This is a genomic window from Pusillimonas sp. T2, from assembly GCF_002236805.1.
Classification (GTDB): Bacteria; Pseudomonadota; Gammaproteobacteria; order Burkholderiales; family Burkholderiaceae_B; genus Neopusillimonas.
Map to the genome: position 1 here is coordinate 1 of NZ_NIQA01000013.1, position 25,559 is coordinate 25,559.

The 25,559-nt window shown below is 49.9% G+C and carries 25 protein-coding genes and 1 pseudogene; 20 read left to right on the forward strand and 6 right to left on the reverse strand.

Features of this window, described 5'->3' with window-relative positions; genetic code table 11:
• Positions 1 to 2: 2 nt before the first annotated feature.
• Both PuT2_RS14425 and PuT2_RS14430 read right to left on the reverse strand, forming a co-directional pair.
• A complete protein-coding gene (locus tag PuT2_RS14425) occupies positions 3 to 527 on the reverse strand; it encodes a fumarylacetoacetate hydrolase family protein (protein WP_093971699.1) in 525 nt (174 codons plus the stop codon).
• A 30-nt stretch (positions 528 to 557) separates the two neighbouring features.
• Positions 558 to 1,241 (reverse strand): GntR family transcriptional regulator, encoded by a 684-nt coding sequence (locus PuT2_RS14430; RefSeq protein ID WP_093971700.1) that lies wholly within the window; start codon positions 1,239 to 1,241, stop codon positions 558 to 560.
• A gap of 276 nt (positions 1,242 to 1,517) precedes the next feature.
• Between PuT2_RS14430 and PuT2_RS14435 the strand changes: the two genes are divergently transcribed.
• The 7 genes from PuT2_RS14435 (at position 1,518) to PuT2_RS14465 (ending at position 9,272) form a co-directional block, all read left to right on the forward strand.
• Positions 1,518 to 1,925 carry a RidA family protein gene (locus tag PuT2_RS14435; RefSeq protein WP_093971701.1) on the forward strand — a complete coding sequence of 136 codons (408 nt, stop codon included), beginning with the start codon at positions 1,518 to 1,520 and terminating at the stop codon, positions 1,923 to 1,925.
• A gap of 58 nt (positions 1,926 to 1,983) precedes the next feature.
• Positions 1,984 to 2,796: an alpha/beta fold hydrolase gene (locus tag PuT2_RS14440; protein WP_254047016.1), complete on the forward strand. Its 813-nt coding sequence runs from the start codon at positions 1,984 to 1,986 to the stop codon at positions 2,794 to 2,796.
• Between the two features lie 65 nt (positions 2,797 to 2,861).
• The gene (locus PuT2_RS14445) at positions 2,862 to 4,169 is read left to right on the forward strand and encodes an amidohydrolase family protein (RefSeq protein WP_254047017.1); all 1,308 of its coding nucleotides are present in this window, start codon (positions 2,862 to 2,864) and stop codon (positions 4,167 to 4,169) included.
• Positions 4,170 to 4,206: 37 nt separating this feature from the next.
• Complete coding sequence (locus tag PuT2_RS14450; RefSeq protein ID WP_254047018.1) at positions 4,207 to 5,289, forward strand: substrate-binding domain-containing protein; 1,083 nt, start codon at positions 4,207 to 4,209, stop codon at positions 5,287 to 5,289.
• A gap of 56 nt (positions 5,290 to 5,345) precedes the next feature.
• Positions 5,346 to 6,929 carry a sugar ABC transporter ATP-binding protein gene (locus PuT2_RS14455; RefSeq protein WP_254047019.1) on the forward strand — a complete coding sequence of 528 codons (1,584 nt, stop codon included), beginning with the start codon at positions 5,346 to 5,348 and terminating at the stop codon, positions 6,927 to 6,929.
• 13 nt (positions 6,930 to 6,942) lie between these two features.
• Complete coding sequence (locus PuT2_RS14460; RefSeq protein WP_093971730.1) at positions 6,943 to 7,923, forward strand: ABC transporter permease; 981 nt, start codon at positions 6,943 to 6,945, stop codon at positions 7,921 to 7,923.
• A gap of 197 nt (positions 7,924 to 8,120) precedes the next feature.
• Positions 8,121 to 9,272 carry an NAD(P)/FAD-dependent oxidoreductase gene (locus tag PuT2_RS14465; RefSeq protein WP_093971703.1) on the forward strand — a complete coding sequence of 384 codons (1,152 nt, stop codon included), beginning with the start codon at positions 8,121 to 8,123 and terminating at the stop codon, positions 9,270 to 9,272.
• 256 nt (positions 9,273 to 9,528) lie between these two features.
• Here PuT2_RS14465 and PuT2_RS14470 read toward each other — a convergent pair whose 3' ends face one another.
• Complete coding sequence (locus PuT2_RS14470) at positions 9,529 to 10,014, reverse strand: MarR family winged helix-turn-helix transcriptional regulator (protein WP_093971704.1); 486 nt, start codon at positions 10,012 to 10,014, stop codon at positions 9,529 to 9,531.
• 269 nt (positions 10,015 to 10,283) lie between these two features.
• Here PuT2_RS14470 and PuT2_RS14475 point away from each other — a divergent pair, with 269 nt between their 5' ends.
• From PuT2_RS14475 to PuT2_RS14535, 13 genes are all read left to right on the forward strand, one after another.
• Positions 10,284 to 11,456 carry an ABC transporter substrate-binding protein gene (locus PuT2_RS14475; protein WP_093971705.1) on the forward strand — a complete coding sequence of 391 codons (1,173 nt, stop codon included), beginning with the start codon at positions 10,284 to 10,286 and terminating at the stop codon, positions 11,454 to 11,456.
• Positions 11,457 to 11,581: 125 nt separating this feature from the next.
• Complete coding sequence (locus tag PuT2_RS14480; protein WP_093971706.1) at positions 11,582 to 12,502, forward strand: branched-chain amino acid ABC transporter permease; 921 nt, start codon at positions 11,582 to 11,584, stop codon at positions 12,500 to 12,502.
• Complete coding sequence (locus PuT2_RS14485; protein WP_093971707.1) at positions 12,495 to 13,481, forward strand: branched-chain amino acid ABC transporter permease; 987 nt, start codon at positions 12,495 to 12,497, stop codon at positions 13,479 to 13,481. Before PuT2_RS14480 ends, PuT2_RS14485 begins: the two co-directional genes overlap by 8 nt.
• Positions 13,481 to 14,245 (forward strand): ABC transporter ATP-binding protein, encoded by a 765-nt coding sequence (locus tag PuT2_RS14490; RefSeq protein WP_093971708.1) that lies wholly within the window; start codon positions 13,481 to 13,483, stop codon positions 14,243 to 14,245. Before PuT2_RS14485 ends, PuT2_RS14490 begins: the two co-directional genes overlap by 1 nt.
• A complete protein-coding gene (locus PuT2_RS14495; protein ID WP_093971709.1) occupies positions 14,242 to 14,955 on the forward strand; it encodes an ABC transporter ATP-binding protein in 714 nt (237 codons plus the stop codon). Before PuT2_RS14490 ends, PuT2_RS14495 begins: the two co-directional genes overlap by 4 nt.
• 29 nt (positions 14,956 to 14,984) lie before the next feature.
• Positions 14,985 to 16,097, forward strand: a complete 1,113-nt coding sequence (locus PuT2_RS14500) for a cupin domain-containing protein (RefSeq protein ID WP_093971710.1) — start codon at positions 14,985 to 14,987, stop codon at positions 16,095 to 16,097.
• An 11-nt stretch (positions 16,098 to 16,108) separates the two neighbouring features.
• A complete protein-coding gene (locus tag PuT2_RS14505; RefSeq protein WP_093971711.1) occupies positions 16,109 to 16,510 on the forward strand; it encodes a RidA family protein in 402 nt (133 codons plus the stop codon).
• Positions 16,511 to 16,538: 28 nt separating this feature from the next.
• Complete coding sequence (locus PuT2_RS14510) at positions 16,539 to 17,819, forward strand: Rieske 2Fe-2S domain-containing protein (protein WP_093971712.1); 1,281 nt, start codon at positions 16,539 to 16,541, stop codon at positions 17,817 to 17,819.
• The gene (locus PuT2_RS14515; RefSeq protein WP_093971713.1) at positions 17,816 to 18,283 is read left to right on the forward strand and encodes a nuclear transport factor 2 family protein; all 468 of its coding nucleotides are present in this window, start codon (positions 17,816 to 17,818) and stop codon (positions 18,281 to 18,283) included. The genes PuT2_RS14510 and PuT2_RS14515 overlap by 4 nt, the downstream gene beginning before the upstream one ends.
• A 50-nt stretch (positions 18,284 to 18,333) precedes the next feature.
• Positions 18,334 to 19,218, forward strand: a complete 885-nt coding sequence (locus tag PuT2_RS14520; RefSeq protein WP_093971714.1) for a fumarylacetoacetate hydrolase family protein — start codon at positions 18,334 to 18,336, stop codon at positions 19,216 to 19,218.
• Positions 19,219 to 19,220: 2 nt separating this feature from the next.
• Positions 19,221 to 19,667, forward strand: a complete 447-nt coding sequence (locus PuT2_RS14525; protein WP_093971715.1) for a heme-binding protein — start codon at positions 19,221 to 19,223, stop codon at positions 19,665 to 19,667.
• A 43-nt stretch (positions 19,668 to 19,710) separates the two neighbouring features.
• Positions 19,711 to 20,787, forward strand: a complete 1,077-nt coding sequence (locus PuT2_RS14530; RefSeq protein WP_093971716.1) for a cupin domain-containing protein — start codon at positions 19,711 to 19,713, stop codon at positions 20,785 to 20,787.
• A gap of 14 nt (positions 20,788 to 20,801) precedes the next feature.
• Complete coding sequence (locus tag PuT2_RS14535; protein WP_254047020.1) at positions 20,802 to 21,590, forward strand: HpcH/HpaI aldolase/citrate lyase family protein; 789 nt, start codon at positions 20,802 to 20,804, stop codon at positions 21,588 to 21,590.
• A 360-nt stretch (positions 21,591 to 21,950) separates the two neighbouring features.
• Here PuT2_RS14535 and PuT2_RS16240 read toward each other — a convergent pair.
• From PuT2_RS16240 to uvrA, 3 genes and pseudogenes are all read right to left on the reverse strand, one after another.
• Positions 21,951 to 22,108 (reverse strand): annotated as a pseudogene (locus PuT2_RS16240) (DUF1153 domain-containing protein); the annotation flags it as partial.
• A 92-nt stretch (positions 22,109 to 22,200) separates the two neighbouring features.
• Positions 22,201 to 22,686, reverse strand: a complete 486-nt coding sequence (locus PuT2_RS14550) for an SET domain-containing protein (RefSeq protein ID WP_093971718.1) — start codon at positions 22,684 to 22,686, stop codon at positions 22,201 to 22,203.
• 5 nt (positions 22,687 to 22,691) lie between these two features.
• The gene (gene uvrA / locus PuT2_RS14555; protein ID WP_093971719.1) at positions 22,692 to 25,538 is read right to left on the reverse strand and encodes an excinuclease ABC subunit UvrA; all 2,847 of its coding nucleotides are present in this window, start codon (positions 25,536 to 25,538) and stop codon (positions 22,692 to 22,694) included.
• Positions 25,539 to 25,559: the final 21 nt, after the last annotated feature.

Consider the following 25,559-nt stretch of genomic DNA (forward strand, 5'->3'; position numbering starts at 1 on the left):
GTTCAGAGGTTCCTTAGATCGTTAATAATGACATAACCAAAAACGTGCGACATGGCGTTCTCTTTGCTAATTCCTATTCCCGATTTGCCAATAATCACACCCAGTTCAGCTTCGTAATCCAGCTGTTTACTCTGGCCATTCGGGTAGCCGATTTTGGTGTTTGTTGCCACCACGGTTTCGGGCATTTTAGTGAACACAATTGGTGCCTTAGGAATTGCATCGGCCGCTGATGATGCGCTGCTATCAAACCCGCTGCGTGTGAACTCATGCGCGTGTTCGAAGTAATTTTTCCCTACGCACATCACGTTGCGCCGTGGTTTTGGGATGGCTGCATTGAATGTGACTTCTTTAAATGAAACTGCATTGCTGAGTGTCCAGCTTTTTTGAGCAATTTCGAAATTCTCAATCAGCCAGATCATGTCGGTAACAGGCTGACCATTCAACGAAATAGTTCGTGCCGATTCTGCATTGGCATCGACTAGAGCAACAGAAGTGACTTGATTGTGCGTAATAGTAGCGAGTTTCATGCTGATTAATTTTCCTTGTGTTTAGGTTAATTAGTTGGCCGGTAGACGGCTCAACAGGCGGTCTCTGGTATGTGCTGAATGTTGGCGGGTAATGCTGATGAAATTCTCAATGTTCCCAAGAACAAAAGCTTGCGCTAAGAGGTTGTGCTCCTCCTGGGCTTCTTGAAGGTCGCCGGTTAATCGAACTTCCGTACGAATGTAAGATTCAATGAGGGTTCGTGAGTGCTGAAGTGCACGTAGGTGATGCGGGCAATCGGCAGGTATCAGCAAAGCCCGGTGAAATTGCATGTTCAGGTTGAACCAGTGCGAAAGGTCATCAACATTTTCCCCTTCGGCTTCTTTTTTCATCTCGGCCACAATGGCGTAGATGTTTGCAATGTCGGCCTCGGTGCGATTTTTGATTGACCGCTTTGCCAATTCGGTTTCAAGCAAGCAGCGCAAGTCGAACACTTCCGTAATTTGTTTTGGGTCGAGCATGGCAACGGCATAACCGCGACGCGGATGCAACACCACAATGCCGTCGGCCTCGAGGCGCGGTAATGCTTCGCGCAATGGGCTGCGACTCACCCCTAATTTGGTAGCCACTTCGTCTTGACGCAACATTTGCCCAGGACTGAACACGCCATTCAGTATGGCGTCTTTCAGTTTCTGGTAGACCATCGTGGGCAGGGTTTGTGTCGCGGTCATTGCTAGAGATTGTTGAGATGTGGCCATGGTTCTCTGTTCTTTGAGTCAGTAATCAAGACTTGTTTTTATAGTTGTATAAAAAATATTAATTTTATATTTCAACGATTCGAAAAATGATAGTGCCCATTATATACAACAAAGTATAGGTGTAAATACCTATACTTATTGGAAAAACTGATATATATACTTTTCGAATCTGGCCAACTTTATATTTTATACAAATTTGGCCTAAGGGCGTCGCCTGGTTCTGCTAACCCAGCAACAAGCGATGAATGCAACAAGTGAAAACAGGAGTTTCAGAAGATGAGCCAAGTTGAGTATTTGAACCCCCCGGGTGCTTGCCCTGCGCAAGGTTTGTATTCCCATGTGGGCACAGCCGACAAAAAACTGTTGTTTGTGGCGGGTCAATTGTCGGTTGCGGCCGATGGCAGCGTTGCGGGTAAGAACGACTTTGAGGCGCAGTTCCTTCAGGTCTTTAGCAATCTGGGCGATGTGCTGAAAGGTTTGGGGGGCGATTTCAACAATGTGGTGAAGTTCACGACATTTATGGTCCGCTCCCAAGATATCGAAACCTTCATGAAGTTGCGCGCAGAACTGTTTCCCAAAATCTTTAAAGGGCCGCTGTATCCACCCAACACCTTGTTGGTGGTTGACCGTCTGGTGAAGGAAGACTTTCTTTTCGAGTTGGAGGCGATTGTTAGCCTGGATTAATGCAAAGGCATTTGCGTGGGCTGGCCTCGTCATTTTTCAAGAGTAAAAGGAGAAGTCGTTGAATAGCGAGAAGTTTGAGTTTGAAGGCACTCAGGTGAATTATTACAGCAATGGCGAGGGCCCAGCGCTTTTAATGTTGCACGGTTCAGGTCCAGGGGCTTCGAGTCTCGGTAATTGGCGACCGGTGTTGCCTGGCTTAACCGAGACGTTTGAGGTCTATGCCATGGATCTGGTCGGTTTCGGGCAAAGTGATCGCAAACCGGCAGCGCCTTACTTTGATTACAACTTGTGGGTGCGTCAAGCCCAGGCCATGCTCAACCGTATTCCCAATGAGAAAGTTGGGGTAATCGGTCATTCACTATCAGCATCGCTAGCGTTAACGCTAGCGAGTTTGTCGTCGAAAGTCGCCTCGGTCATGACAACGGGGGCAATGGGTGCGCCTTTCCAAATGAATGAAGGGGTGCGTCGAACCTGGACATGTCCAAGAAATCGAGAAGAGCTGGTTGCCGCCTTGTCACGTTTAATTCATGACACTTCGGGTATTGATGAGGCTTATTTGGAAACCCGTGAAAAAGTAATTTATGCACCCGGGTATGCCGATTATTTTGATTCCATGTTTGAAGGGGAGCAGCAGCGTTATATCGACGCCTCAGTGCTTTCGGGTGAGACGTTGAACAAAGTCTCATGCCCCGTACTAATGTTGCATGGACGAAATGATGGCGCTTTTCCGCCTTCTTGCTCCGAGCAGATTTCTGCCAAGTTAAGTAATGCCGATTTAGTGTTGTTAAGCCAATGTTCACATTCTGTGGCAGTTGAGCGTACGCCAACTTTTCTTGCGCTGGCGCGCGAGTTTTTCAATAGAACGCTTTAGTAAAGGAAGAGGGTATGACGACGTACAAGGGCTATCTCTTAAAGGGTAAGGTCATCGACGGCACCTTGAACAACCCTATCGAGAATGGGGCGGTTGTGATCGATGGAGAGCGGATCGTTTGGGTGGGTGAAGCCCAGTTATTGCCGCCGCATTACAACGCAAATGAATACGAGCTCATTGACTTGCCGGGGCGTTCAATTATGCCGGGCCTGGTCGATGGCCATACACACATTTCTTTCGGTGAGTCCCGCTCGGAAGAAGAAAACGCTTTATACACACCGGTTGAGTTCCGAGCGATTAAGGCTTTGTATTACTCCAAAAAGGTGCTGCAAGCGGGTGTGACAAGTGCCTTTGATGCTGCAACCACCTACGCCGTTGCGCAGGCCGTGCGAGACGCCATTGATTCTGGTATGTATCCCGGGCCACGTTTTACCGTTTCGGGTAAGCAAATTACGAACCGTCAAGGTTTGGAAGACTCCTTCCCAAGCAATATGGAGTTTCCACCTGGACAAGCCGCTGTTTTGGTCAAAACCAAGAGTGATCTTGTCGAAGCTGTGCGATTGCAAGTTAAAGAGGAGGTGGATGCGATCAAGGTTTCCGGTTCAAACGATAACCTGATTACACCCGATGCACTAGGTGTTTCCGCATTTACGCTGGAAGAATTGCAGATTATTGCTAACGAAACACATCGGCTCGGCAAAATTTGCAGTATTCACGCGCGGTCAACAGAGTCTGCGCGCGACGCTGCTTTGGCGGGTTTCGACAATATTTTTCATGCTTCCTATCTTGACGAGGCAGGTATTGAGGCATGTCTTAAGAATAACTGCGTTATTACACCAACGCTTACTTTGTTGGTGAACTTGATTGAAGCAGACACCGCTATGGCGGGTGCATCAAGCAGTTCGGCGTTTAAGCGTGAGGTCGAGGCAGCCAGCAAGAACTTGCGCAAGGCATACGACGCTGGCGTTCCCCTGTTGGCGGGCAGTGAAAGTGGTTGGTCGCCCGTGCCTTATGGTAATTGGCATGCTCGGGAAATGCAGATATTTGTTGATATTTTGGGCATGAGCCCACTAGAGGCCATTCATGCAAATACATTGGCCGTAACACGACTGATGCCTCGTTATAAGAATGATATTGGCAAGTTGGAGGCAGGGCGTCTGGCCGATATTCTGGTATTGCCTGGTGATCCAACCAAGGACATCACCTTGCTCCAGAAGCCCTCTCGATTTGACTACATCTTCCAGGGTGGCCAGCCCATCGATCGTACGCCGCTTCCAACGCGCAAGCGTCGTTGGTACGAACGCACCAAAACGTTCTTGGCAGGCTTATATGTGTACAACGAAGAAACTGGTCAAGGCCAGCTAATAGATTGATCTGTGTTGTTTTGCTTATTCCAAAAAGGAGAAGGCCGTGTTGAAAGATAAAAAGTTTCAAGTTAGCAGAGGGGTACGTAGGTTCTTACAGGTTATGACTTTTGCTTTTGTAGGCGCGTTATCTGTTAATGCGGCTCATGCAGCTGACTCAGAGGACCGCTTTCAAGGGCTGATCGAGCCAATTAAGGCTGAAAAATCGCTCTCAATTGGTGTCACTTTAGTTCATTTGCATGACGATTTCTGGAAAGGCATTGCATACGGCATTGAGGATGAGGCTAAACGTTCTGGAGTTGAACTAGTGCAAGTTTCCGTAGCGGGCGCTTACGGTAATGTGCGGGAACAGTTTGCCCAGTTAGAAGCATTGAAAACATTAGGCGTCGACTACGCTGTTATCGGTGCAGCAAGTTTTAATGGCTATGACCCAATCTTTAGGCAGTTGAATGCAGCTGGTACTAAGGTTTTGGCAGTGGGTATCCCTGTGAATAGCCCCAACGTCACGTTTGGTGTAGGCCAAGATGAAACTTCGATCGGTCAGGTTTTGGCAAAAGAAGTATGCCAAAAGGATCCGAACGCAACCGTTATCACTATTCCTGGCCCTGCTGGTGCCGAGTGGACGCGTCTTCGCTACGTGGGGTTTACTGAGGAGGCCAAAAAGTGTAACGGTTTGAAGGTTCTGGATGGTGCATTCAGAGGTAATGTAGGTCTTTCCGAAGGGATGGCACAGGCATCAGACTTGTTGCTGCGTAACCCTGAGGCTAAGTTTATCTATACCCCTGAAATTTCACTTGGTATGGGCGCAGCTCAGGCAGTACGCCAGCAAAAACGTGATGTGCAAGTAGTTTCCAGCTCGGTCGTTAGAGAGGCGATCCCGATGGTTAAAGATGGTCGCTTCTTGGGAATTGTGTCCGAACCGGGCATCATCATGGGCCGCCTGATCGTTCAGTATGCCATTCGCGAGAACGAAGGAAAAGAAATGCCCAGCTTGATTAATGATGGTGCATTGCCTTATCCGTATGTGTTGACTCCTCCGGAGTTAATTAAGCCGGATAACGTTGATATACATCCCTATCACATATATGAAATTCCACCAGCAGATTGGAGCATCAAGGCTATCCAATAAGCTGATTCTAAAGTTGAGTTTTATTAACCGATCGCAGATTTCATAGGAAATAGGCTATGTTGATGGAAGCACCAGCTACATCGCTAGGCGTGCAACCTCCTGGCACCGGCCCTTTGTTAACGCTAAAGAACATCTCCAAACGTTTCGGTGCAACTCAAGCTCTCGACAACGTTTCAATCGACTTCGCTCGTGGAGAAATTCATTGTCTATTGGGTGAGAATGGTGCTGGTAAATCGACGATCGGAAAAATTGTTGGTGGGTTGTATAGCGCCGATAATGGAGAGCTCTGTTGGAATAAGCAGCCAGTTCGGTTTCGCTCAATCAATGAATCAAAGAAATGCGGTATTGGACTGGTTTTCCAAGAGCTCTCTCTTGCTCCTCACTTGTCTGTAAGAGCAAATGCGCAATTAGGCGCAACCCCCCAAAGTGCCTTGTTCACATGCATTAAGCATCGTGAAGAGTCTGAAAGTGTAAAGAGTGCGTTAGCTCGTCTGGGTTTGTCCTTAGATGTTGAGCAGCTCGTGGGCGAACTGCCAACAGCCACGCAGCAGATGGTTGAAATTGCAAAAACTTTAATGCGTTCTCCTGATTTAGTCGTGTTCGATGAGCCGACTGCGATGTTGGGTGCTGTTGAAAAACAAAAACTTTTCGATGTTTTGAGAAATCTTCGTGATCAGGGCGTTGCGATTATCATGATTACCCATCATATCGACGATGTTTTAGAGGTGGCTGATCGCGTCAGCATTATGCGTAATGGAAAAATAGTCGACTCGTTTTCCATGGGTGCTGATATTACTGCCGATACTATTCTTGAACGTCTGACTGGAAAAAAGATTTCAGTTAACCAAAGGGCTGATCACTCTGCTGAACAAAGAGATGTCGTTCTCGAGATTCGGAATCTCGAATCTCATCGTAGTGAGTTAACCGCTATGAATATTCGCAGCGGCGAGGTCATTGGTTTATATGGCGTGGTTGGGTCTGGTGCTGACGTTATTGCGAAGCAGCTTGTTGGTTTGGCTCAAGAGAGGAAACTCGAGTTCAAGCTGAATGGCCGGCCTTATTTGTCGCGAAATCCCGCCCATGCAGTCGCGTTAGGTATCGCCTATCTTCCATCTGGGCGTGCAAGTAACGGTATTTTTGCGACGCTCTCTATAAAAGAGAATTTAAGCCTTGCTTTATTCGATAGGCTTGGTCGGTATGGGGTGGTCTCCCAGAAAAAAGAGCTAACGTATGTCGATGAATTGCTGGCTAAGTTCAATGTTAAATACGGCACGGCCCGTGATCTGATCACCAGTTTGAGTGGGGGTAATCAGCAGAAAGTCTTGATGGCTAGGGTTATTGCCCGAAGCCGAAAAGTGTTGGTTCTGGAAGAGCCAACGGCTGGAATTGATATCGAAGCTAAGATGAGTATTCATGAGCGGATTCGTGAGCTAGCTCAAACCGGCGTTTGTGTCGTATTGGTTTCGAGCGATTTGTTTGAGACAGTCAGCTTATGTGACACCGTTTATACGATGTATGCAGGTGCGGTTGTGAATAAATATTCCAATCCAACATTGTCTGATCAGCCATCCATAATTTCTGACGTCTTAGGCCAAAAAGAAGAGGCTCAAGATTCCAATGCCGTCTGCCATTCAAGCTAAGAGGGGTTTTTTGATGTTCAAGATTTCAAGTCTGGTTCCAGGAAGTCGTATGGAAGGTGGGAAAGTGCGAAAGCAGGGCTCCGACACCATGCTACCGATCATTATTATTGCCATTGCAGTTATGGCTAGTTTGATCGAACCCAAATTCTTGACAGTAGGCAATTTAGTTAACCTGGCGCGGCAGACTATTCCGCTTCTCATTATCTCATTGGGTCAAGCGTTTGCGATTATTAGTGGTGGTCTAGATTTATCGTTAGCCGCGGTTATGTCGTTAGCGGGTGTTTTCGGTGTGTTAGCCATGGCTGATTATGGGCCGGTTATCGGTGTAATACTGATGCCAGTTGTAGGCGTTGTCATGGGCCTGTTGTCGGGCTCGGTTATTGCATTTTTTAAAACGAGCCCATTGGTTGTTACCTTAGGGATGCTTTCAGTTGCGCAGGCGCTTGCATTGATTATGTCTGGCGGGATTCCTGTGTACGACGTCAATCCCGCCTATGTTGATGCGGTTGGGTTTGCTGATTTCCTTGGCTTGCCAGTGATGGTTTGGATTGGCTTTTTTGCTGCAATCATCGCTGCTTTTATTCTGCGCCATACGATTTTTGGGCGTCATGTTTACGCAATTGGTTCAAGTGTGTCGGCAGCCTCAAAATCAGGTGTGAATGTTCGTCTCAATACCATCATGGTGTATATCTCGAGTGGTTTTTGCGCCGGCCTGTGTGCAATTGTGCTTACAGCCTGGACCGGCTCGGCTCAACCTATTGCCGCTCCTAACTTGACATTGGAGTCGTTGGCCGCCGTTGTGTTGGGCGGGGTGGCGTTAACAGGTGGTGCGGGCGGTATTCGTCAGGTGGTGTACGGCGTCATCATTCTTAGCATGTTGTCTAATGTCATGAACATGATTGGTGTATCGGCTTACTTCCAGACTCTGGTTATTGGTGTCGTGATCATCCTTGCCGTGATTCTTGACCGGCTACGCGACAAAAATAAGGAGTAATCAATATGAAGCAGGCGTTGATAAATAAATTGATTAGTTATGCAGTGGCTAATCCGGGTGCCGCAAGGGAAGTGATTAATTTCGCAATAAAGTGGATGCCAAAATTCAGCTTCCTACAAAAGTTCAAGAACATTAATTAGTTTTTATGGGTAAGTACAGTTCATTTATTTCCTTTAATTAGATTCAAGAGGTCGGTTATGCAACGCTCGGTAGAAATCATTGGTGCTGGTTTGTCTGGTTTGGTTGCTGCGAATCGTTTTGCACAGTTGGGTTGGAAAGTAAGGATTCATGAGCGCAATTCAGAGTTGCGAATGTTCGGTGCTGGTATTTGGTTGTGGGAAAGTGGTTTGAAGACGTTGGAAGCCATTGGGGCTTATGACTCGGCGGTTGAGAACGCCCGAGCGATCGCTGAATGGCAAATTCGAGATGGGAAAGGTCGAATCCTAATGTCGCGTACAGCCAATGAACAAGATCGGTTGTTGCTACCGCCACGAGCAGACTTGTATCAAGCATTGATTGATCAAGCTATTAAGCATGGCGTTGAGATTGAAACCTCATCCGTTGCCATTGGAGTCACGCCAGATGGGACAGCTACATTTGAAGACGGGAAGCAATGCAAAGCAGATCTGGTTATTGTGGCTGATGGTGCGTATTCTCGAGTTCGTGAGTCTATTCTTGGCACGAGCTGGATGGATTTCGGCTCGCAAGTTGGTATTCGGATGCTGATCGACCATAAGGAGGGTGATATTGACGATACGTTAATTGAATATTGGAATGGCCCTTGGCGCTTACTATACAACCCTTGCACTGATGGCCAAAATTACATTTTCTTGAGCGCACCAGTTAACGAAGAGCGTGGTCGAAAAATTCCGATTGATCAAAAGCTATGGATGGAACAGTTCCCCCATGCAGAGGATTTGATCCGACGGTTCCAAGAGGCTGGGCGTTGGGATAGGCTGGTGAACGTGAGGTGTCGTAAATGGCATGAAGGTCGGGTCGCCATTATTGGTGACGCAGCGCATGCAATGCCACCGAATTTAGGGCAGGCGGCGAATACGGCGTTTATCAACGCAATGGCTCTGGCAACCATTATTACAGAGTCAACGGATGTGCCTCTTGCTCTTCAGCGCTGGGAAACAGAGCAACGTTCAATTACAAACCATGTACAGTGGTGGTCGTACTTGTATGGTTTTGTGCTTGGCAACTGGCCCCGTTCTTTGCAGTCATTGCGTTCAGATTTAATTTCCGCCATTTCAAAAACAGAGTGGTTTGATGAGAGTTTGAATTTAGGTGCTCGGCATGTGCCTTCAGGCTATGTGGCGCCCACGCACCGAATTTCTCGTTATTAAGTAGGAATTATTGCTCGCCAAGAAAGACGCCGTTGGCGATAACGGCGTCTCAGATTGCTGGCAAACCCTCGCGTAAAACCTACGGCTAGTCCATGAACTCGTTGTGTATTGACCCAGCGGAACTTGCACGGTTCATGCGGCTAATGCGAAGGCTTGCGCCAGGGTTTTCATACCCAGTGCCTGGTGTGGGCGCATTGCTCTTTAACCGTACGACAGGGTTAAGGAATGCGTTTCGCCAGGCATGTAAATGGCCCGCTTATTTGCCGTTGCTTTTCTTTGCTTTTGATGTTTCCGGTGTGAAGTGCGGTGTCTCAATATTCAGCAATTTGCTCAATAAGAAAAGAAGTGTAGATGCTTCTTCCGTGCTGAGATTTTTCAATAATTTTCGTTGCGTTTGCAGAATTTTCGGCCGAATCTTTTTATAAAGATGCAGGCCTTCCTCTGTTAGATATATTTGGCGGCCTCTGGAAGAGCGAGTGCTACTACGCCGCTCTATGTAGCCACTGCTTTCAAGTCGCTTGATCATTCCGCCCATGGTGGCTTCGTCCCAGTTCAGGCGGGAAGCCAGTTCAAGTTGCTGTAGGCCTGGCTCGAAATAAATGGCCAGTAACACCGTCATTTGGCCGGTGGTGACTTTTGCGTCTGTCGCTAGCCCCTCAAAGATGGAAGTAACGAATTGCCCCCCACGGCGTAACAAGTAGCCTGGGCTGCCGTATATATCGAAGATGCTATCAAGTTTCATGATTTCGCTTTTCTATTTCGCGTAATAGATTTTTAAGAATATGTTTGACGCCAGAGTTGATGGCACTGGGTGATCGTATAGGGAGGAGTCCTAATCGGGTTTGCCCTAGTGACATTAATTTATTGACGTTGATAGTATTTTAACTAAGTACACAATGTTTGCGTACTTATTTTGCATTTGAATGGCTTGGTTTCAGATAACGTTTGTTGTTGTGTCAACGGGTATCGGCATCGGCTGATGCTTGGTTTTAACCACCAAGGGGCTGTTTCATGAAGATTAGGGCAATGTTGGCAGGTGCAAGTTTGTGTATGTTTGGCGCAATGGCCGCGCAGGCGCAAACTACCGAGCCGTTAAAAATTGGGTTCTTGGCCGAGATGGCGGGCATGTATGGTGCGCCAGGGCAAGATCAGTACGACGCGTTTATGCTGGCGGTCGAAGAGCGCGGCGGAAAGTTGGGCGGCGTGCCCGTGCAAATTATCAAGGAAGATACGCAATTCAAGCCAGACGTGGCTAGCCAGATTGTTGATCGGCTGCTTGATCGCGAGAAGGTTGAATTGTTTACTGGGATAACTTACACGCACATTGCTTTGGCGGTGTACAAGAAAATTTCCGATAAAGGCGCCTTCCTGGTGGCTTCGAACACTGGTCCAGCGCTGATAGCGGGCGAGGGTTGTGTGCCAAATTTCTTTACCACTACATGGCAGAATGATCAGTTGTCTGAAGTGGTAGGGAGGTACGCCAAAGAAAAAGGTTACAAGAAAGTATTTGCGTTAGCACCAAACTACCAAGCAGGCAAAGACTTTGTGGCTGGGTTTAAAAAAGCCTATAGCAAACCTCTTCTGAATGAAGTGTACACGCCTGTTGCGCAGCAAGATTTTTCCGCCGAATTGTCAATGATTCAGGCTGAAGGTCCTGATGCTGTGTATGTGTTTTACCCCGGAGCCTTGGGTGTGAATTTTGTGAAGCAATATGCTCAGGCTGGTTTGAAGAATATTCCATTGCTGAACACCGCCACCACAGAAGGCATTAACTTACCTGCCCAGGGTGAGTCGGCAACGGGTGCGGTAAACGGTTCCTTCTGGGGGCCCGACTTTGATAACGAAACCAGCAAGCATTTTGTTGCGGCTTTCGAAGCCAAATACAACCGTATTCCTTCCCAATATGCTGCACAGGGCTACGACTCAGCGCTTCTGATTGATTCTGCGCTGAAGAAAGTGAATGGTGATATTTCTAACAAAGACGCTTTTCGGGCCGCTTTGAAAGAGGCTGATTTTAAGTCGTTGCGTGGTGACTTTAAGTTCGGAAACAACCATTTCCCCATCCAAGATTTCCATGTTTTTGAAGCCTATAAAGACAATAAAGGTCGCATGAATGTGCGTCGTATTGCCACGCCGATGGTGCAGGCTCAAGATGGTTTTGCTCATCTTTGCCCAATGAAGTAATTATCTTCCTGCTCCTTCGGTGAAGGGTGCGGCGCACAACATGCGCGCCGCGCCCTGGCCGATAGGGTTAAGAGCGGTGTGTCTAGGGGGTTGATCGTAATGCGTTCACAGAGATCAGGTGTTCAATGAGTATGTCCCTTTTTGTTGCGCAACTTTTGAATAGCGTTCAGTTGGGAGCGCTGCTTTTTCTAATGTCGGCAGGTTTAACACTGATTTTCGGCATTATGAATTTTCTGAATTTGGCGCATGGGTCGATTTTTATGGTGGGGGCCTATGTTGGGGCAACTGTAGCCGCGAAAACCGGCTCGTTCACAGTCGCCATCATAGCGGCCGTTGCGGCAACCATGATTTTGGGTGTCATCGTTGAAAGGACGTTGTTACGGCAACTCTATTTGCGCGACCACCTTGATCAGGTGTTATGTACTTTTGGCTTGCTGCTCATTGCAAATGAAGTGGTTCGTTATATATGGGGCGCGTCGCCCGTATTTATCAATGTTCCCGATATGTTGAGTGGCACGGTGAGCATTTTTGGTCAGAGCTATCCTGCTTACCGTTTTGCCATTATTTTGGCTGGTCTGCTGGTGGTCTTGGGTTTGTACCTGCTCATTAGCCGAACGCGGTTAGGCATGCTGATTCGCGCGGGAGCCAATAATGCCAGTATGGTGTCCGCCCTGGGCGTGAATATCAAGTTTTTGAATACAGTGGTGTTCGCTTTGGGGGCAGGCTTGGCAGGCTTGGGCGGCTTGTTGGTTGCCCCATTGGTATCGGTGCAGCCAGGTATGGGTGAGCCCATTCTCATCCTAACCTTAGTCGTCATTGTGATTGGCGGTGTCGGATCGATTCGCGGGGCATTCTACGGCGCGCTAATTGTTGGCCTGATCGACACGGCCGGTCGCATCTACTTGCAAATCGGCTTGTTGCAAATTTTCGAAAGGAGTGTGGGGCAAGCTGTTGGGCCAGCGATCGCCTCAATGCTCATCTACATCCTCATGGCAATCGTGCTGGCTTTTAAACCTCAAGGCTTATTTCCGGTGAAGCATGGCTAATATTGATTTTCGCGACTTAAAAATATGGGTAGCAGGGCTCGTTATTCTGGCGTTTGCGGTTATTCCATTGTTTGCGTTTGCGTTGAACGACGCGTTCTACCTGGCTATGTATTCGCGCATCATGATCTACGCACTGGCTGCGGTTGGTTTGAACCTTATATTAGGGTTTGGGGGAATGACCAGCCTGGGTCATGCCCTGTACATTGGTATTGGTGCCTATGGCGTGGGTATGCTTGACTTCCATGGTATTTCCAATGGGTGGTTGCAGCTATCCGTGGCCTTAGCGGTTGGCGCGGTATTTGCCCTGTTCATTGGTGCTGTGGTGGTGCGGCTAACCGGCATGACCTTCATTATGATCACGCTGGCCTTTGCGCAAATGGGCTACTTCCTTACCATCACCTTACGAGCCTATGGGGGTGAGGATGGTCGGGCGGTAACCGCCCACAGCGATCTTTACTTTCTCGACCTCTCGAATCCCTATGTTCTTTACTACGTGATTTTTGTCTGTTTGGTTGCTGCGCTCTGGTGCTTCAACAAAACAATCAAATCGCGTTTCGGTATGGTCATTCGAGGCAGCAAGTCAAATGAGCGGCGTATGCAGGCCTTGGGTTTCCCAACTTTCCGTTACAAGCTCACTGCTTACGTCATTTCAGCGCTGTTGTGCGTGTTGGCAGGGTTCTTGTTGGCCAATCTAACACTGTACGCTTCACCGTCTTACATGCAATGGACGATGTCGGCCGAGCTCATCATTATGGTGATTCTGGGCGGTATGTTTACCGTTTTTGGCCCGGTTGTAGGCGCTTTGGTATTCCTGTTGCTGGAAGAGCAGCTTTCTAATTTTCACTCCAGCCTGTTTCCGTCATTAGGTGAGCTGATTAATGAACATTGGTTGGCAGTGCTTGGGGTGTTTGTGATCATAGTTGTATTGACAGCACGCAATGGTATTTTTGGTTATGTGGGTTATTGGAGTCGGAAGTAATGAGCAACAACCAACCATTATTGAAGATAGAAGGGTTAGTGAAGCGGTTTGGTGGCTTGCTGGCGACAGATCATGTCAATTTCGAGTTGTTGCCGGATGAGCTACACGCAGTCATAGGCCCAAATGGTGCCGGGAAAACCACGTTTTTATCTTTACTCTCCGGCGAGCTCACACCCGATGAAGGAAGCATCCATTTCGCCGGTAATGACATTACGCATTTAACGGTTTGTCAACGGGCCAGGGCCGGCATTGGTCGCTCGTATCAAATCAGCCAGGTTTTTCGGGAGATGACGGTCTTGGAAAACGTGATCTTAGCTGCGCAGGCAACTGAGCCCAACAGCTTTTCGTTCCTAAAAAGTGTGCTTGAAGATGAGGGCTTGTTGGAAGAGGCGCACCATTTTCTTGACTTGTGCGGGCTACGTAGCCGCGAAAGTTCATTAGTCTCGTCACTGGCCCATGGTGAATATCGGCAATTAGAGCTGGCCATGACATTGGCGACGAAGCCGAAATTGCTGTTGCTCGACGAACCGATGGCGGGTATGAGTCAGGCAGAGTCGGTGGAAATGGTGACACTCCTTAAAGAGATCAAGAGGCAGTATCCGATTGTGCTGGTCGAGCACGATATGGATGCTGTCTTCTCGTTGGCGGATCGAATTTCGGTGTTGATTTATGGGCGAGTACTTGTCACGGGGACACCCGCAGAGATTCGCGAGAATGAACAGGTCAAAGAGGCTTACCTGGGTGATCAGGAGGAAGCGATATGACGAACGCGATGCTTGAAGTTAAAGAAATTGAGTCGTTTTACGATAAGAGCCAAGCGTTGTTCGGTATGTCGTTTTCGGTTCGGCAAGGCGAGTTCTGCACACTGATCGGCCGCAATGGCATGGGTAAAACTACCACTGTGAAAAGCATAATGGGGTTGTTGAATCCTGCAAGGGGGCAGGTTTTGTTCGAGGGCAAGCCCTTGCACAAGCTGCCGCCTTATCAGGTAGCACGGTTTGGCTTAGGTCTTGTTCCTGAAGGGCGGCAAATTTTTACGAATTTGACCGTGCGTGAGAACTTGACTGCTACAGCAAGGGATGCCGGAGGATCAGACAGCAAATGGACGCTCGAAAGAATCTTTCAGCTATTTCCTTCGTTGGAGCGACGTGCAAAAAATCTGGGTAGTAACTTATCAGGTGGTGAGCAGCAAATGTTGGCCATCGGGCGAGCGCTGATGACCAATCCTCGGTTGTTGATACTTGATGAGGCAACCGAGGGTCTGGCGCCATTGGTGCGAAAAGAAATTTGGGATTGCTTGGCCGAATTGAAGCGCATGGGGCAAACCGTCATTGTGATCGACAAAAACATTGCGTCGTTGCTTCGTTTGGCCGACAACCACCATATTGTTGAGAAAGGTAAGGTGGTGTGGTCTGGCTCATCAGCCAGTTTGAAGGCTCAGCCTGAGTTGCTTGAGCGTTATGTAGGTGTATAGGCCTGTTCGGGGCGGGAAAGGAGTGAGACATGAGTACTGTTGTTCAAGAGCGCGAGAGTCTGACTAAGAACTCAAGGCAATTGGGGTTAACTGAGTATTGGGTTGAGCGCGAAATTATTGAGAACCCAGCGAATCGAACGACCGCTGTCCCCTTTGTGTGGCATTGGAAAGATATTCAGCCTTTGCTGGCCAAAGCGTCTGACATCGTTCCTATGGAAGAGGCCTATAGGCGAGCATTGCTGTTTTCAAATCCAGGCCTTGCGCCAAAAGCCTGGATGACGACTACTATTTATGGTGGCTGTTCCTGGTACAACCCCGGCGAGTCGGCTGAAGTGCACCGTCATCCGCCTAGTGCAAGCCGCTTTGTTCTGCAGGGTAATGGTGGCTGGACAGCGGTTGAGGGCGAAAAGTGCATGATGGCACGTGGCGATTTAATTCTAACGCCCAACGGAACGTGGCATAACCACGGCAACGATGGTAACGAGCCAGTGATTTGGGTTGATATCCTTGACCTCCCCTTGGCTGAAAACCTGAATAACTCCTGGGTCATGGAGTACGACTATTACGAGGTCAAGTCAGGTGAAAAGGCTGTTCAGCGTACGACCCAAACGATTACGAAAACCGATGATTATTCGGTGAAGACGTATTCCGTTGGCGGCATCAAGCCTACTTTTATGGACCATCAACGTGGCTTGAGTACCGGTTCGCCCATGTTTGTGTATCGCTGGGCCGATGCGGTCAAGGCGTTGAATAATCTACGCGAATTCGAGCCAGATCCGTGCGGCGGCCACTCCATTGAGTACATCAATCCTATTACCGGTGGAACAGTAGTACCGACCTTGTCGTTTGGTGTTTACATGCATGAAGCAGGTTTTCAGGCTGACTTCCAACGTAAAACATCAAGCACCGTTTATTGCGTTATTCAAGGTAAAGGCCGTACGGAAATGGATAATGGCAAGGTGATGGAGTGGGACGAGAACGATGTCTTTGTTGTCCCCAGCGGAACCTGGTACCGCCATGTGAATACCGACCCAAGCAACGACCTTATGCTTTACGCAGTGAGTGATGAGCCCACACTGACCAAGCTTGGCTTTTTCGTGCGCCATCGCCGTCTGGCCGATGGCACGATTGTAGCGCGTTAATTGGGGGAGTCATGCACGTTGAGCACATTAATCCGAAAAATGTTTATGACTCTTTGAGTACGCGTGGTTACACGCAGGTGATAACAGCAACTGGCGTTCAAAAACTGGTTTTCATATCGGGCCAGCTTCCCTTGGACGAAAACAACAAGCTGATTGGTGAGGGCGATATTGAAGCCCAAACCCGTGCGTGTTACGAAAATTTAAGGAAGTCACTTGCCTCGGCTGGCGCGGATTTTTCGAATGTTGTTCGTATGACGACGTATATAACAGACCTGATTGAACACCCAAAAGGTATTCGTAAGGTAAGGGCGGAGTATTTCGGTACCGAAACGCCACCTACGTCAACCATGATTGAGATTCCCAGGCTGTTGAATAACATGCTGATTGAAGTTGAGGCGTTGGCCGTGATATGAGCGGCGATTGAATGTAGGAGAGTGGCAGATGTTACCAAGATCAGGCGATGAAATATGGCCTACCAAAGATTACAGCCGTATTCCTTATTGGGTATTTACCGATGAGGCGCTGTACCGCCAAGAGTTGGACAAGATTTTCTATGGGTCAACCTGGAACTATGTTGGATTAGAGGCCGAGATACCGGAATGGGGTGATTTTAAAACCACATATGTAGGTGAAACCCCAATCATTGTAAGCCGCGCAAGAGATGGTGGCCTAATTGCTTTGGTAAATCGGTGCGGGCATCGCGGGGCCATGGTTCGTCGCGAACGATTCGGCAACGAGAAGACCCATACGTGCATTTATCACCGTTGGTGTTACTCATTGGAGGGAGATCTGATTGGGATTCCTTTCAAGCGCGGTGTCAACGGAAAAGGCGGTTTAGAGAAAGGGTTTAACGAAAAAGAGCATGGTCTGAAGCGCCTGCGTATTGAGTCATTCAAAGGCATGATGTTCGTGACTTTTGATCATGACATGATTTCTTTGCCTGACTATTTAGGGCCCCTGAATCAGGAGCAGATTTCTCGCATTATGTGTCGACCCATCAAGATTTTGGGTTTTCAGAAGCAAGTCATTAACGGTAATTGGAAGTTGTACCAAGAGAACTTGCGTGACACCTATCATGCCAGTCTTTTGCATTCATTCTTCGTTACATTCGGATTGGATCGTGTTACCAACCCGGGTGGCACCAGGCTTGATGCGTCCAAAGGTCATAGCTTTGTTTTCAATCGCCCCGACCCGGCTGCAGCCGATTCGTTGGTGAATGAAGAGTCAACCAAGGTCTATGCATCGGAAGGTGTGAAAGCCGACCGCGTCAGTTTGGAAGATACCTGGTTCTTGGGTTTTCATCCTCAGTATGACGACGATATGCGGTTGTATTTGGCATGCTTGTTTCCCAATGCACATTATCAGCAAATGAATAATTGCTTGAATACCCGGCAAATGATTCCGCGGGGGCCGAACTCATTTGAGGTTGTTTGGACGATTTTCGGCTACGAGGATGATGGGGAGGAGCTGGCAGCGCTGCGTAAGCATCAGGCCAATTTCATTGGCCCTGCTGGTTTCGTGTCGATGGAAGATGCAGAAGTGATTGAGAACATGCAAACCGCCTTTAAAGATGAGCGGCATGCTTATTCGGTGGTGGAAATGGGCGGCCGGGGGCCAATTATTGCCGAGAGCGATAACAAGGTGAACGAGATTCCCATTCGCGGCTTTTGGTCTAAATATGCCCGCTTGATGGATCTGGAACCCACAGGAGGCGAACGATGACACCTTATCGGGAACGAATTCAAGACCTGCTAATCGAATATGCCTGGCGTTTGGATAACGACAAGCTGGAAGAGTGGACTGAGCTTTTTACGGAGGATGCGCGCTACGAAATTTTACCGCGCGATAACTTCGATCGAGGCTACCCCTTGGCGTTGCTATGTTGCCGGAACCAGGCTATGTTGCGCGACCGTATTTTGGCGCTGAGAGTCGCTAATGAATACAACATTCACTACGACCGTCACATGATTAACGCACCCAAGATTATGGATGTGCAAGGCGATGAGATATGCATCGAAGCCAATTACCTGGTGGTGCAAACCAGCCAGGACGGCGTGACTAAGGTGTTTAGCGCAGGCCTCTACAAAGACCGCATCAAAGTGGTGGATGGACAGTTGCGATTCAAGGAAAAGCTGGTGATTGCCGACACCTTTTGTGTGCCCACCTTGATTGCGACCCCAATATAAAGCGGCCACGTTATTTCAGCGGTTTTCAGTAATTAATAAGGATATCTAGAATGAAGTTGTTACGTTTTGGGGCGCCGGGGCAAGAGCGTCCAGGGGCATTGGGTCAAGATGGCAAGATACGAGACTTGTCGGCTCATGTTTCGGATATCACTCCAGCAAATTTGTCACCCTCTGGGCTATCAAAACTCAACGAGATAGACCTTAATAAAGCCCCGATTGTAGAGGGTGATGTAAGAATAGGTGCGCCAGTAAAGGGCATTCGTCAGGTGATAGCGATTGGCTTGAATTATGCCGACCACGCGGCTGAGTCGAACATGCCTATACCGCAAGAGCCAATTGTTTTTATTAAGGCAGTGAGCAGTGTGTGCGGTCCGAATGACCCAATCATCAAGCCACCCCACTCAACTCGCCTTGACTGGGAGATCGAGTTGGGGGTGGTAATTGGTACCGAGATGGATTGCGTATCGGAAACTGACGCTTTAAAGCATGTGGCTGGGTATTGCGTGGCAAATGATGTTTCCGAACGTGCATTTCAGTTCGAGCTTGGCGGCACATGGGATAAGGGGAAAGGCTTTCCCAACTCGTGCCCTTTAGGGCCATATCTGGTGACCGCTGATTCGATTGATGACCCACAGAGCTTGTCGATGTGGCTTGACGTTAATGGTGAGCGCAAGCAAACAGGCAATACCAAGACCATGGTTTTTGATTGCGCCGTGCTTTTAAGTTACGTGAGCCATTTTATGCGCCTGTTACCTGGTGATGTGGTGGTCACAGGAACGCCTCCAGGGGTGGGTATGGGTATGAAGCCACCACAATATTTGAACGTCGGCGATGAAGTTCGTTTAGGCATTGAGGGGTTGGGAGAGCAGCATCAGCGCGTTATTAAGGCGCCGAAGCCAGCATCACTTGGCCATTTTTTGAATAAAGGAGAGTAAGTATGAAATTGAATCACGAGTTAGTAGCAAAAATTTCGGCCAAGGCAATTGAAGAAGGTACCAAGCGTGGCTTTAATATTTCCTGTGCGTTGGTTGATGGGTCGGGCCGTACCGTTAGCGTACTGCGCCACGCCGACGCCAGCTGGCAAACCCCCGAGTTCGCGTTGGGTAAAGCACGTTTGGCGAGCGCATTTAAAACCAGTACGGGTGCTATGTTCGCCCGTCTTCAGAAAGATCGCCCCTTGTACGGCACTACGCTTGCTTCATACAACGCCCGCAACGATTGGATGTTGGCCGAGGGCGGTGCAGCCATCAAGCTAGAGGTGGAGGCTGGTGAGAACCACGGCGGTGAAGCAATTGGTGCAATTGGAATCAGCGGGTGCTTTCCCGCAACGATTGATCAGGAAATTGCGGACAGTTTGGTGGAGTGGGTGAGAACTCAGGTTTAGTCGATTGAAAGAATAACGGTTTGCGCCGAAAAGTGGGGGTTTTATGGAAGGCATTAAAGAGTCAATTGCCGCGCAGGCGGCGGCAAATAGCTTTATTGGTTTGTGGCAGATAGTGAATGAGGTTGAAGGTGCCCAATTGCAAAAGGGCTTTGTACCTCATTTATGGCGCTGGGATGTGCTTAAACCGCTTATGGGGGAAGTGAGTAAGAACATTACCCTGCAAGATGCAGATCGGCGCGTGATTATTATGTCGAATCCAGGTGCGCGTCATAAGCATCACTCAACTAATACGCTGTATTTAAGTTGTTCTATTTATAACGCTGGCGAGCTGGCACCTGTGCATCGTCATACTTCGAACGCAAGCCGTTTTGTTTTGGAAGGGGCGGGCGGGTTTACTACGATTGAGGGCGAGAAATGCACGATGTCCCGTGGTGATCTCATTATTACCCCCGCGGGCACCTGGCATGACCACGGCAACGAGGGAGATGAGCCTGTTATTTGGGTGGATGTTCTGGATTTGCCATTGGTAGAGAATCTGGCAGTTAGCGAGTTTGAGTTTGAGTACTTTGAAAAAGATGACTCGGGAAAAGAGACTCGCAAAGAGTATCAGAGGCTAACATTGCCAGATAACTACTCTACTATGGTTTATAGCAGTGGTGGCTTTTTGCCGACATTTATCAACCACGAGCGAGGGCGCAGTGCGGGTTCACCGATGTTTGTTTATCGTTGGTCGGAAGCCAAGGCAGCGTTGAACCGTATGCGCCACATGAAGGGAAGCCCTTACGACGGTATTATTCTTGAGTATGTGAACCCCATTAACGGCAAGGCAGTTACCACAACCACAAGCTTCCATGTTCAGTTGCTGCGTCCTGGCGAAGCTACGCAAGCGCATCGCCACACTAGCAGTTCTGCGTACTGCTGTCTGGAAGGTCATGGGCGCACCTATGTAGGTGATACCGTTTTGGAATGGGGGCCAAACGACATGTTCGTGATTCCGAATGGTGCGCCTCACCGTCATGAAAACTTGAGTGGTACGGAAGACGCTTATCTATACTCGGTATCAGATGCGCCAGCGATGAAGCATCTGAATCTTTACCGTGAAGAGCATGTTAATCCATAAAGGGTGGGGACGCGGTGAGTCAAACAGAGATGTTGGAAGCTGAAAATGCTTTTAAAGCCACTTTAGGAAGCGATGAGATTTTACTAGGGTTTTGGAGCTCCTTGGCCAGCCCGTTGTTGGCCGAGATTGTGGCCGAGAACAAGTCTTTTCAGTGGATATTGTTTGATACCGAACATGCGCCCAATGATGTGCAAACGTTGTTGGGCCAACTGCAGGCCATCCGGTTTTCGGGTGTGCCTGCCGTCGTTCGGCCTGTTCAAAATCACCCAGTAGAGATCAAACGCCTGCTTGATATTGGTTTTCGTAGTTTGTTGATCCCAAGCGTTGATTCGGCTCAGCAAGCAAAAGATGCCGTGCGAGCTACTCGTTACCCTCCCTATGGTATCCGAGGGGCTTCTGCATATCACCGTAATAACGGTTATGGCCGTATCGAAAATTATTTTGAATTTATCAATGATGCCATTGCCGTGATTGCGCAGATTGAAACAATAGAAGCCGTGGCTCATCTGGAAGAGATAGGATCGGTTGAAGGGGTCAATGCGTTGTTTGTTGGCCCTGGCGACTTGGCCGCCAGTTTGGGTTACCTGGGGCAGGTGCGCGCGCCTGCTGTGCAAGACATTATAAAGAAAATTGGCGAACGAGCCCGAAAGTGTGGCTTCAAGTTGGGTATCGCTGCTGGTACGATGGATGATGTGGCGCGCTATCGTGAGTGGGGCTACAGCGTGTTTGCAGTTAGCAGCGATGTGCTGTTATTCAGGCGGGCAGTGGAAGGTTTGGCTGAGTCTTTTGCTAGATTTAAGTAATACACTAGCAGTTGCTATTGGGCGTGTTAGCGTTAGTGGTGGGCGTCGTCATCGATGACGTCCGAGGCGAGGCACGCTTTATTGGAAATATTGGATAACCGGCATGGATTCAGGCCGACGATTTTTACCGGTCATCCGGCCGGTGAATATAAGCGACCTGTGGCTGATGTAGTTCAACGTTCGACGGGGACGTTTAAATCATGGCCTTTGTGACCGGTTCAGCAAACTTCGGATCAACCTTCGGCGTTGATTTAACGGGTTTGTAATAGACCGTGCGTCGAGGGACACCAAACCATTGGCGCAGTTTGGCAATTGGAATGTCAACGCCATCTTCAGTCCTTCCCTGCTAGACGGTACCCATTATTTCTCGCCCTCGCCCAACAGGGATTGCAACTTTTTTCGTGCCCGTAACTCCAGCATGGCTTCACCGTAGGCTTGCAGGAGATCTTCGATCTGGCGCTCGTACTGCTTTTGACGTCCAACGGGTTGGCACGCAAAGCGCTTTCCATGTCTCGCTTGGCTGTCTATCGTTTGATTTCGTCTTCCATCTTCATACTCATGGTGATTTCCTCAATTATCATCTGAGCAGGTATTTACTGGGCCAATACAGTCAGACCCTTTGTGCCTTCTGTTTATTCTTTAATGCCAGCATGGTGCCACGGCAGTTGTCGTTACCGCACAGGCATTGGTATTCAAGCTTGCGTTTTTTAGTCAGGCGGCCGTCAAGCACCAGGCCGTAGTCGTAAAAAAGCTCTTCGCCGCGTTTGATGTTGCGCAGGGCCACGATGTATACCCGCGTACCTTTTTCGTTTTCTTGCGCTTCGCAGTTGGGGGCGCAAGAATGGTTGATCCATTTGGCGTCGTTGCCGCGCACGCCGCCATCAATGACCTTGCCGCTGCTTAGCGCAAAAAAGAAGGTATGAAATGGGTCTTCCGGGTTGGTCGGGTGGCGTTCGTCGGCCTCGTTGGGTGAAATTTTTTGCCCAGTGTATTCAAAAATACACGTGCCTTCGGGGATATTGCGGGCGGCAAACACACCGTTGCCATGCGTTTTCGATTGCTTGACCTTATGCCAGACCGGGGTATCTTTTGCCATGTGCCTTATCGTTTTAAAAGCGGTGCCAGGTAACGGCCGGTGTGGCTTTCCGGGTGTGCCGCTATATCTTCCGGCGTGCCTTGCGCCACAATGCGGCCTCCGCCATTGCCGCCTTCGGGCCCCATGTCTACCAGCCAGTCGGCGGTTTTGATGACATCGAGGTTATGTTCGATAACGACAACCGTGTTTCCCGCATCTACCAGCTGTTGAAGCACCTTGAGCAACAGGGCGATATCTTGAAAATGCAGGCCTGTTGTCGGTTCGTCGAGAATATACAAGGTTTTGCCCGTGCTGCGTTTGGACAGCTCAAGCGAAAGCTTGACGCGTTGCGCCTCGCCGCCCGAAAGCGTGGTGGCACTTTGGCCCAGGCGTAAGTACGACAGCCCGACATCAATCAGTGTATTGAGCTTGCGCGCGATGGTGGGGACGGCGTCAAAGTATTCAAGCGCCTGCGCCACCGTCAGGTTCAGCACTTCGCTGATATTGCGGCCCCGGTAGCGGATGTCGAGTGTTTCGCGGTTGTATCGCTCGCCTTTGCAGACGTCGCACGGCACATACATGTCGGGCAAGAAGTGCATCTCGACCTTGACGACGCCGTCGCCCTGGCAGGCTTCGCACCGCCCGCCCTTGACGTTGAATGAAAACCGGCCGGGGTCGTAGCCGCGTGTGCGCGATTCGGGCACGCCGGCAAAGAGCTCGCGAATCGCCGTGAACATGCCGGTGTACGTGGCCGGGTTGCTGCGGGGGGTGCGGCCGATGGGGCTTTGGTCGACATTGATGATTTTGTCAAAATGCGTCAGGCCTTCCAGGTGGCTGAATGGCGCGGGTTCGGTTTGTGCGCGGTGAAGGTCGCGCGCTACTGCTGTGGCGAGCGTATCGTTGATGAGGGTTGATTTGCCCGACCCCGACACCCCGGTAATGCACACCAGGCGACCGGCCGGGATGGCCAGGTCGACGGACTTGAGATTATTGCCGGTGCAGCCCAGCACTTTTAGCCATGTGCCTTCGGGGTCAACGGGCCGACGCCGAGGGATGGCAATTTTTTTTGCGCCAGTCAGGTATTGACCGGTCAGCGAGGCTGGGTCGGCTGCCAGAGCTTGCGGGGTGCCTTTGGCGACGACCTGACCGCCATGCTCGCCCGCGCCGGGCCCCATGTCCAGTACAAAGTCAGCGGCGCGAATCATGTCTTCGTCGTGTTCGACCACAATGACGCTGTTGCCCAGATCGCGCAAGTGTTGCAAGGTGGCGATCAGGCGGTCGTTGTCGCGTTGGTGAAGGCCAATGGAAGGTTCGTCGAGTACATACATGACGCCGGTCAGGCCCGAACCAATCTGGCTGGCCAGCCTGATGCGCTGCGCCTCGCCGCCAGAAATAGTGTCGGCGCTGCGGTCAAGTGACAAGTAGCTCAGCCCTACGTTATTCAGAAACTGAAGTCGGGCTTCAATTTCGCGCACGATGCGGTCGGCGACTTCTTTTTTCGAGCCCGATAGCTGTAGTGCCTGGAACCACGCCAGACAATCGGACAGCGGTAGCGCCTCGACCTCATAGATGGCGCGGCCCATACGTTGCGCTTCGCCGATTTCGTTGCCAATCAGTACGTTGCGCGCTTCGGGGCGCAGGCGCGAGCCGTGGCAACTGGGGCAGGTGCGCGTGTGGCGGTACTTGCCCAGCTCTTCACGTACAGCGCCGGAGTCAGTTTCGCGCCAGCGTCGTTCCAGATTAGGAATGACCCCTTCGAAAGGGTGCTTTTTGACGCTGCTGCGGCCTTTCTCGTTGATGTAAAAAAATCCGATTTCTTCTTCGCCCGAACCGTACAACACAATGTTTTGCAATCGTTCGTCCAGCGTTTCGAACGGCGTGTCGATGTCGAACTGGTAATGCGCGGCCAAGCTGGCCAGCAGGGCATGGGTGAAGGCATTGCGACGGTCCCAGCCGGCAATCGCGCCGCCGGCCAGGCTGAGTTCGGGGAAGGCCACCACCCGTTTGGGGTCGAAAAAGTCGACATGCCCCAGGCCGTCGCAGCTTGGGCATGCCCCCACAGGGTTGTTGAAACTGAACAGGCGCGGCTCGAGTTCAGTCAGGCTGTGTTGGCATACGGGGCAGGCGTACCGGCTGGAAAAGGCCGACTCTTCGTCGGTATCCATGTTCAATGCCAGCACTCGTCCGTCTGAAAGATTCAGGGCGGTTTCGAAGCTCTCGGCCAGACGCTGCTGGCTTTCCGGTTTGATTTTGATGCGGTCGATGACGACATCGACACTATGTTTTTCGGTTTTCTTCAGGGGGCCGAGTTGATCGATTTCGACCATTTCGCCATCGACGCGCACCCGCACAAAGCCTTGGGCCTGAAGCCCGGCGCATTCGTCTTCGAAGCTGCCTTTGCGTGCACGCGCCAGCGGCGCCAAAATGGCCAGTCGTGTGCCCTCGGGCCAGGTTAAAACCTTGTCGACCATCTGACTGACGCTTTGCGCTTGCAAGGGTAACCCGTGGTCTGGGCAGTATGGTGTGCCGACTCGCGCGTACAATAGACGCAAATAGTCGTGAATTTCTGTAATGGTCCCCACCGTCGAGCGCGGGTTATGCCCGGCCGACTTTTGTTCGATAGAAATTGCAGGCGACAGCCCCTCGATCAGATCGACGTCGGGTTTGTCCATTAACTGCAAGAATTGCCGAGCGTAGGCCGACAAACTTTCGACGTAACGCCTTTGCCCTTCGGCATACAAGGTATCGAACGCCAACGATGACTTCCCCGAACCCGACAGCCCGGTGACCACAACAAGCTGGTGTCTGGGTAGGTCGACTGAGATATTTTTGAGGTTATGGGTGCGGGCGCCCCGGATGCGAATTGCGTCCATCTGGTCCATTAAGGTTTTTCG

Bases quoted from the DNA above. Each gene is read 5' to 3' on its own strand.
- PuT2_RS14425 (WP_093971699.1), bottom strand. From the start codon at position 527: ATGAAACTCGCTACTATTACGCACAATCAAGTCACTTCTGTTGCTCTA.
- PuT2_RS14430 (WP_093971700.1), bottom strand. From the start codon at position 1,241: ATGGCCACATCTCAACAATCTCTAGCAATGACCGCGACACAAACCCTG.
- PuT2_RS14435 (WP_093971701.1), top strand. From the start codon at position 1,518: ATGAGCCAAGTTGAGTATTTGAACCCCCCGGGTGCTTGCCCTGCGCAA.
- PuT2_RS14455 (WP_254047019.1), top strand. From the start codon at position 5,346: ATGTTGATGGAAGCACCAGCTACATCGCTAGGCGTGCAACCTCCTGGC.
- PuT2_RS14460 (WP_093971730.1), top strand. From the start codon at position 6,943: ATGTTCAAGATTTCAAGTCTGGTTCCAGGAAGTCGTATGGAAGGTGGG.
- PuT2_RS14465 (WP_093971703.1), top strand. From the start codon at position 8,121: ATGCAACGCTCGGTAGAAATCATTGGTGCTGGTTTGTCTGGTTTGGTT.
- PuT2_RS14470 (WP_093971704.1), bottom strand. From the start codon at position 10,014: ATGAAACTTGATAGCATCTTCGATATATACGGCAGCCCAGGCTACTTG.
- PuT2_RS14475 (WP_093971705.1), top strand. From the start codon at position 10,284: ATGAAGATTAGGGCAATGTTGGCAGGTGCAAGTTTGTGTATGTTTGGC.
- PuT2_RS14480 (WP_093971706.1), top strand. From the start codon at position 11,582: ATGAGTATGTCCCTTTTTGTTGCGCAACTTTTGAATAGCGTTCAGTTG.
- PuT2_RS14485 (WP_093971707.1), top strand. From the start codon at position 12,495: ATGGCTAATATTGATTTTCGCGACTTAAAAATATGGGTAGCAGGGCTC.
- PuT2_RS14490 (WP_093971708.1), top strand. From the start codon at position 13,481: ATGAGCAACAACCAACCATTATTGAAGATAGAAGGGTTAGTGAAGCGG.
- PuT2_RS14495 (WP_093971709.1), top strand. From the start codon at position 14,242: ATGACGAACGCGATGCTTGAAGTTAAAGAAATTGAGTCGTTTTACGAT.
- PuT2_RS14500 (WP_093971710.1), top strand. From the start codon at position 14,985: ATGAGTACTGTTGTTCAAGAGCGCGAGAGTCTGACTAAGAACTCAAGG.
- PuT2_RS14505 (WP_093971711.1), top strand. From the start codon at position 16,109: ATGCACGTTGAGCACATTAATCCGAAAAATGTTTATGACTCTTTGAGT.
- PuT2_RS14510 (WP_093971712.1), top strand. From the start codon at position 16,539: ATGTTACCAAGATCAGGCGATGAAATATGGCCTACCAAAGATTACAGC.
- PuT2_RS14515 (WP_093971713.1), top strand. From the start codon at position 17,816: ATGACACCTTATCGGGAACGAATTCAAGACCTGCTAATCGAATATGCC.
- PuT2_RS14520 (WP_093971714.1), top strand. From the start codon at position 18,334: ATGAAGTTGTTACGTTTTGGGGCGCCGGGGCAAGAGCGTCCAGGGGCA.
- PuT2_RS14525 (WP_093971715.1), top strand. From the start codon at position 19,221: ATGAAATTGAATCACGAGTTAGTAGCAAAAATTTCGGCCAAGGCAATT.
- PuT2_RS14530 (WP_093971716.1), top strand. From the start codon at position 19,711: ATGGAAGGCATTAAAGAGTCAATTGCCGCGCAGGCGGCGGCAAATAGC.
- PuT2_RS14550 (WP_093971718.1), bottom strand. From the start codon at position 22,686: ATGGCAAAAGATACCCCGGTCTGGCATAAGGTCAAGCAATCGAAAACG.
- uvrA (WP_093971719.1), bottom strand. From the start codon at position 25,538: ATGGACGCAATTCGCATCCGGGGCGCCCGCACCCATAACCTCAAAAAT.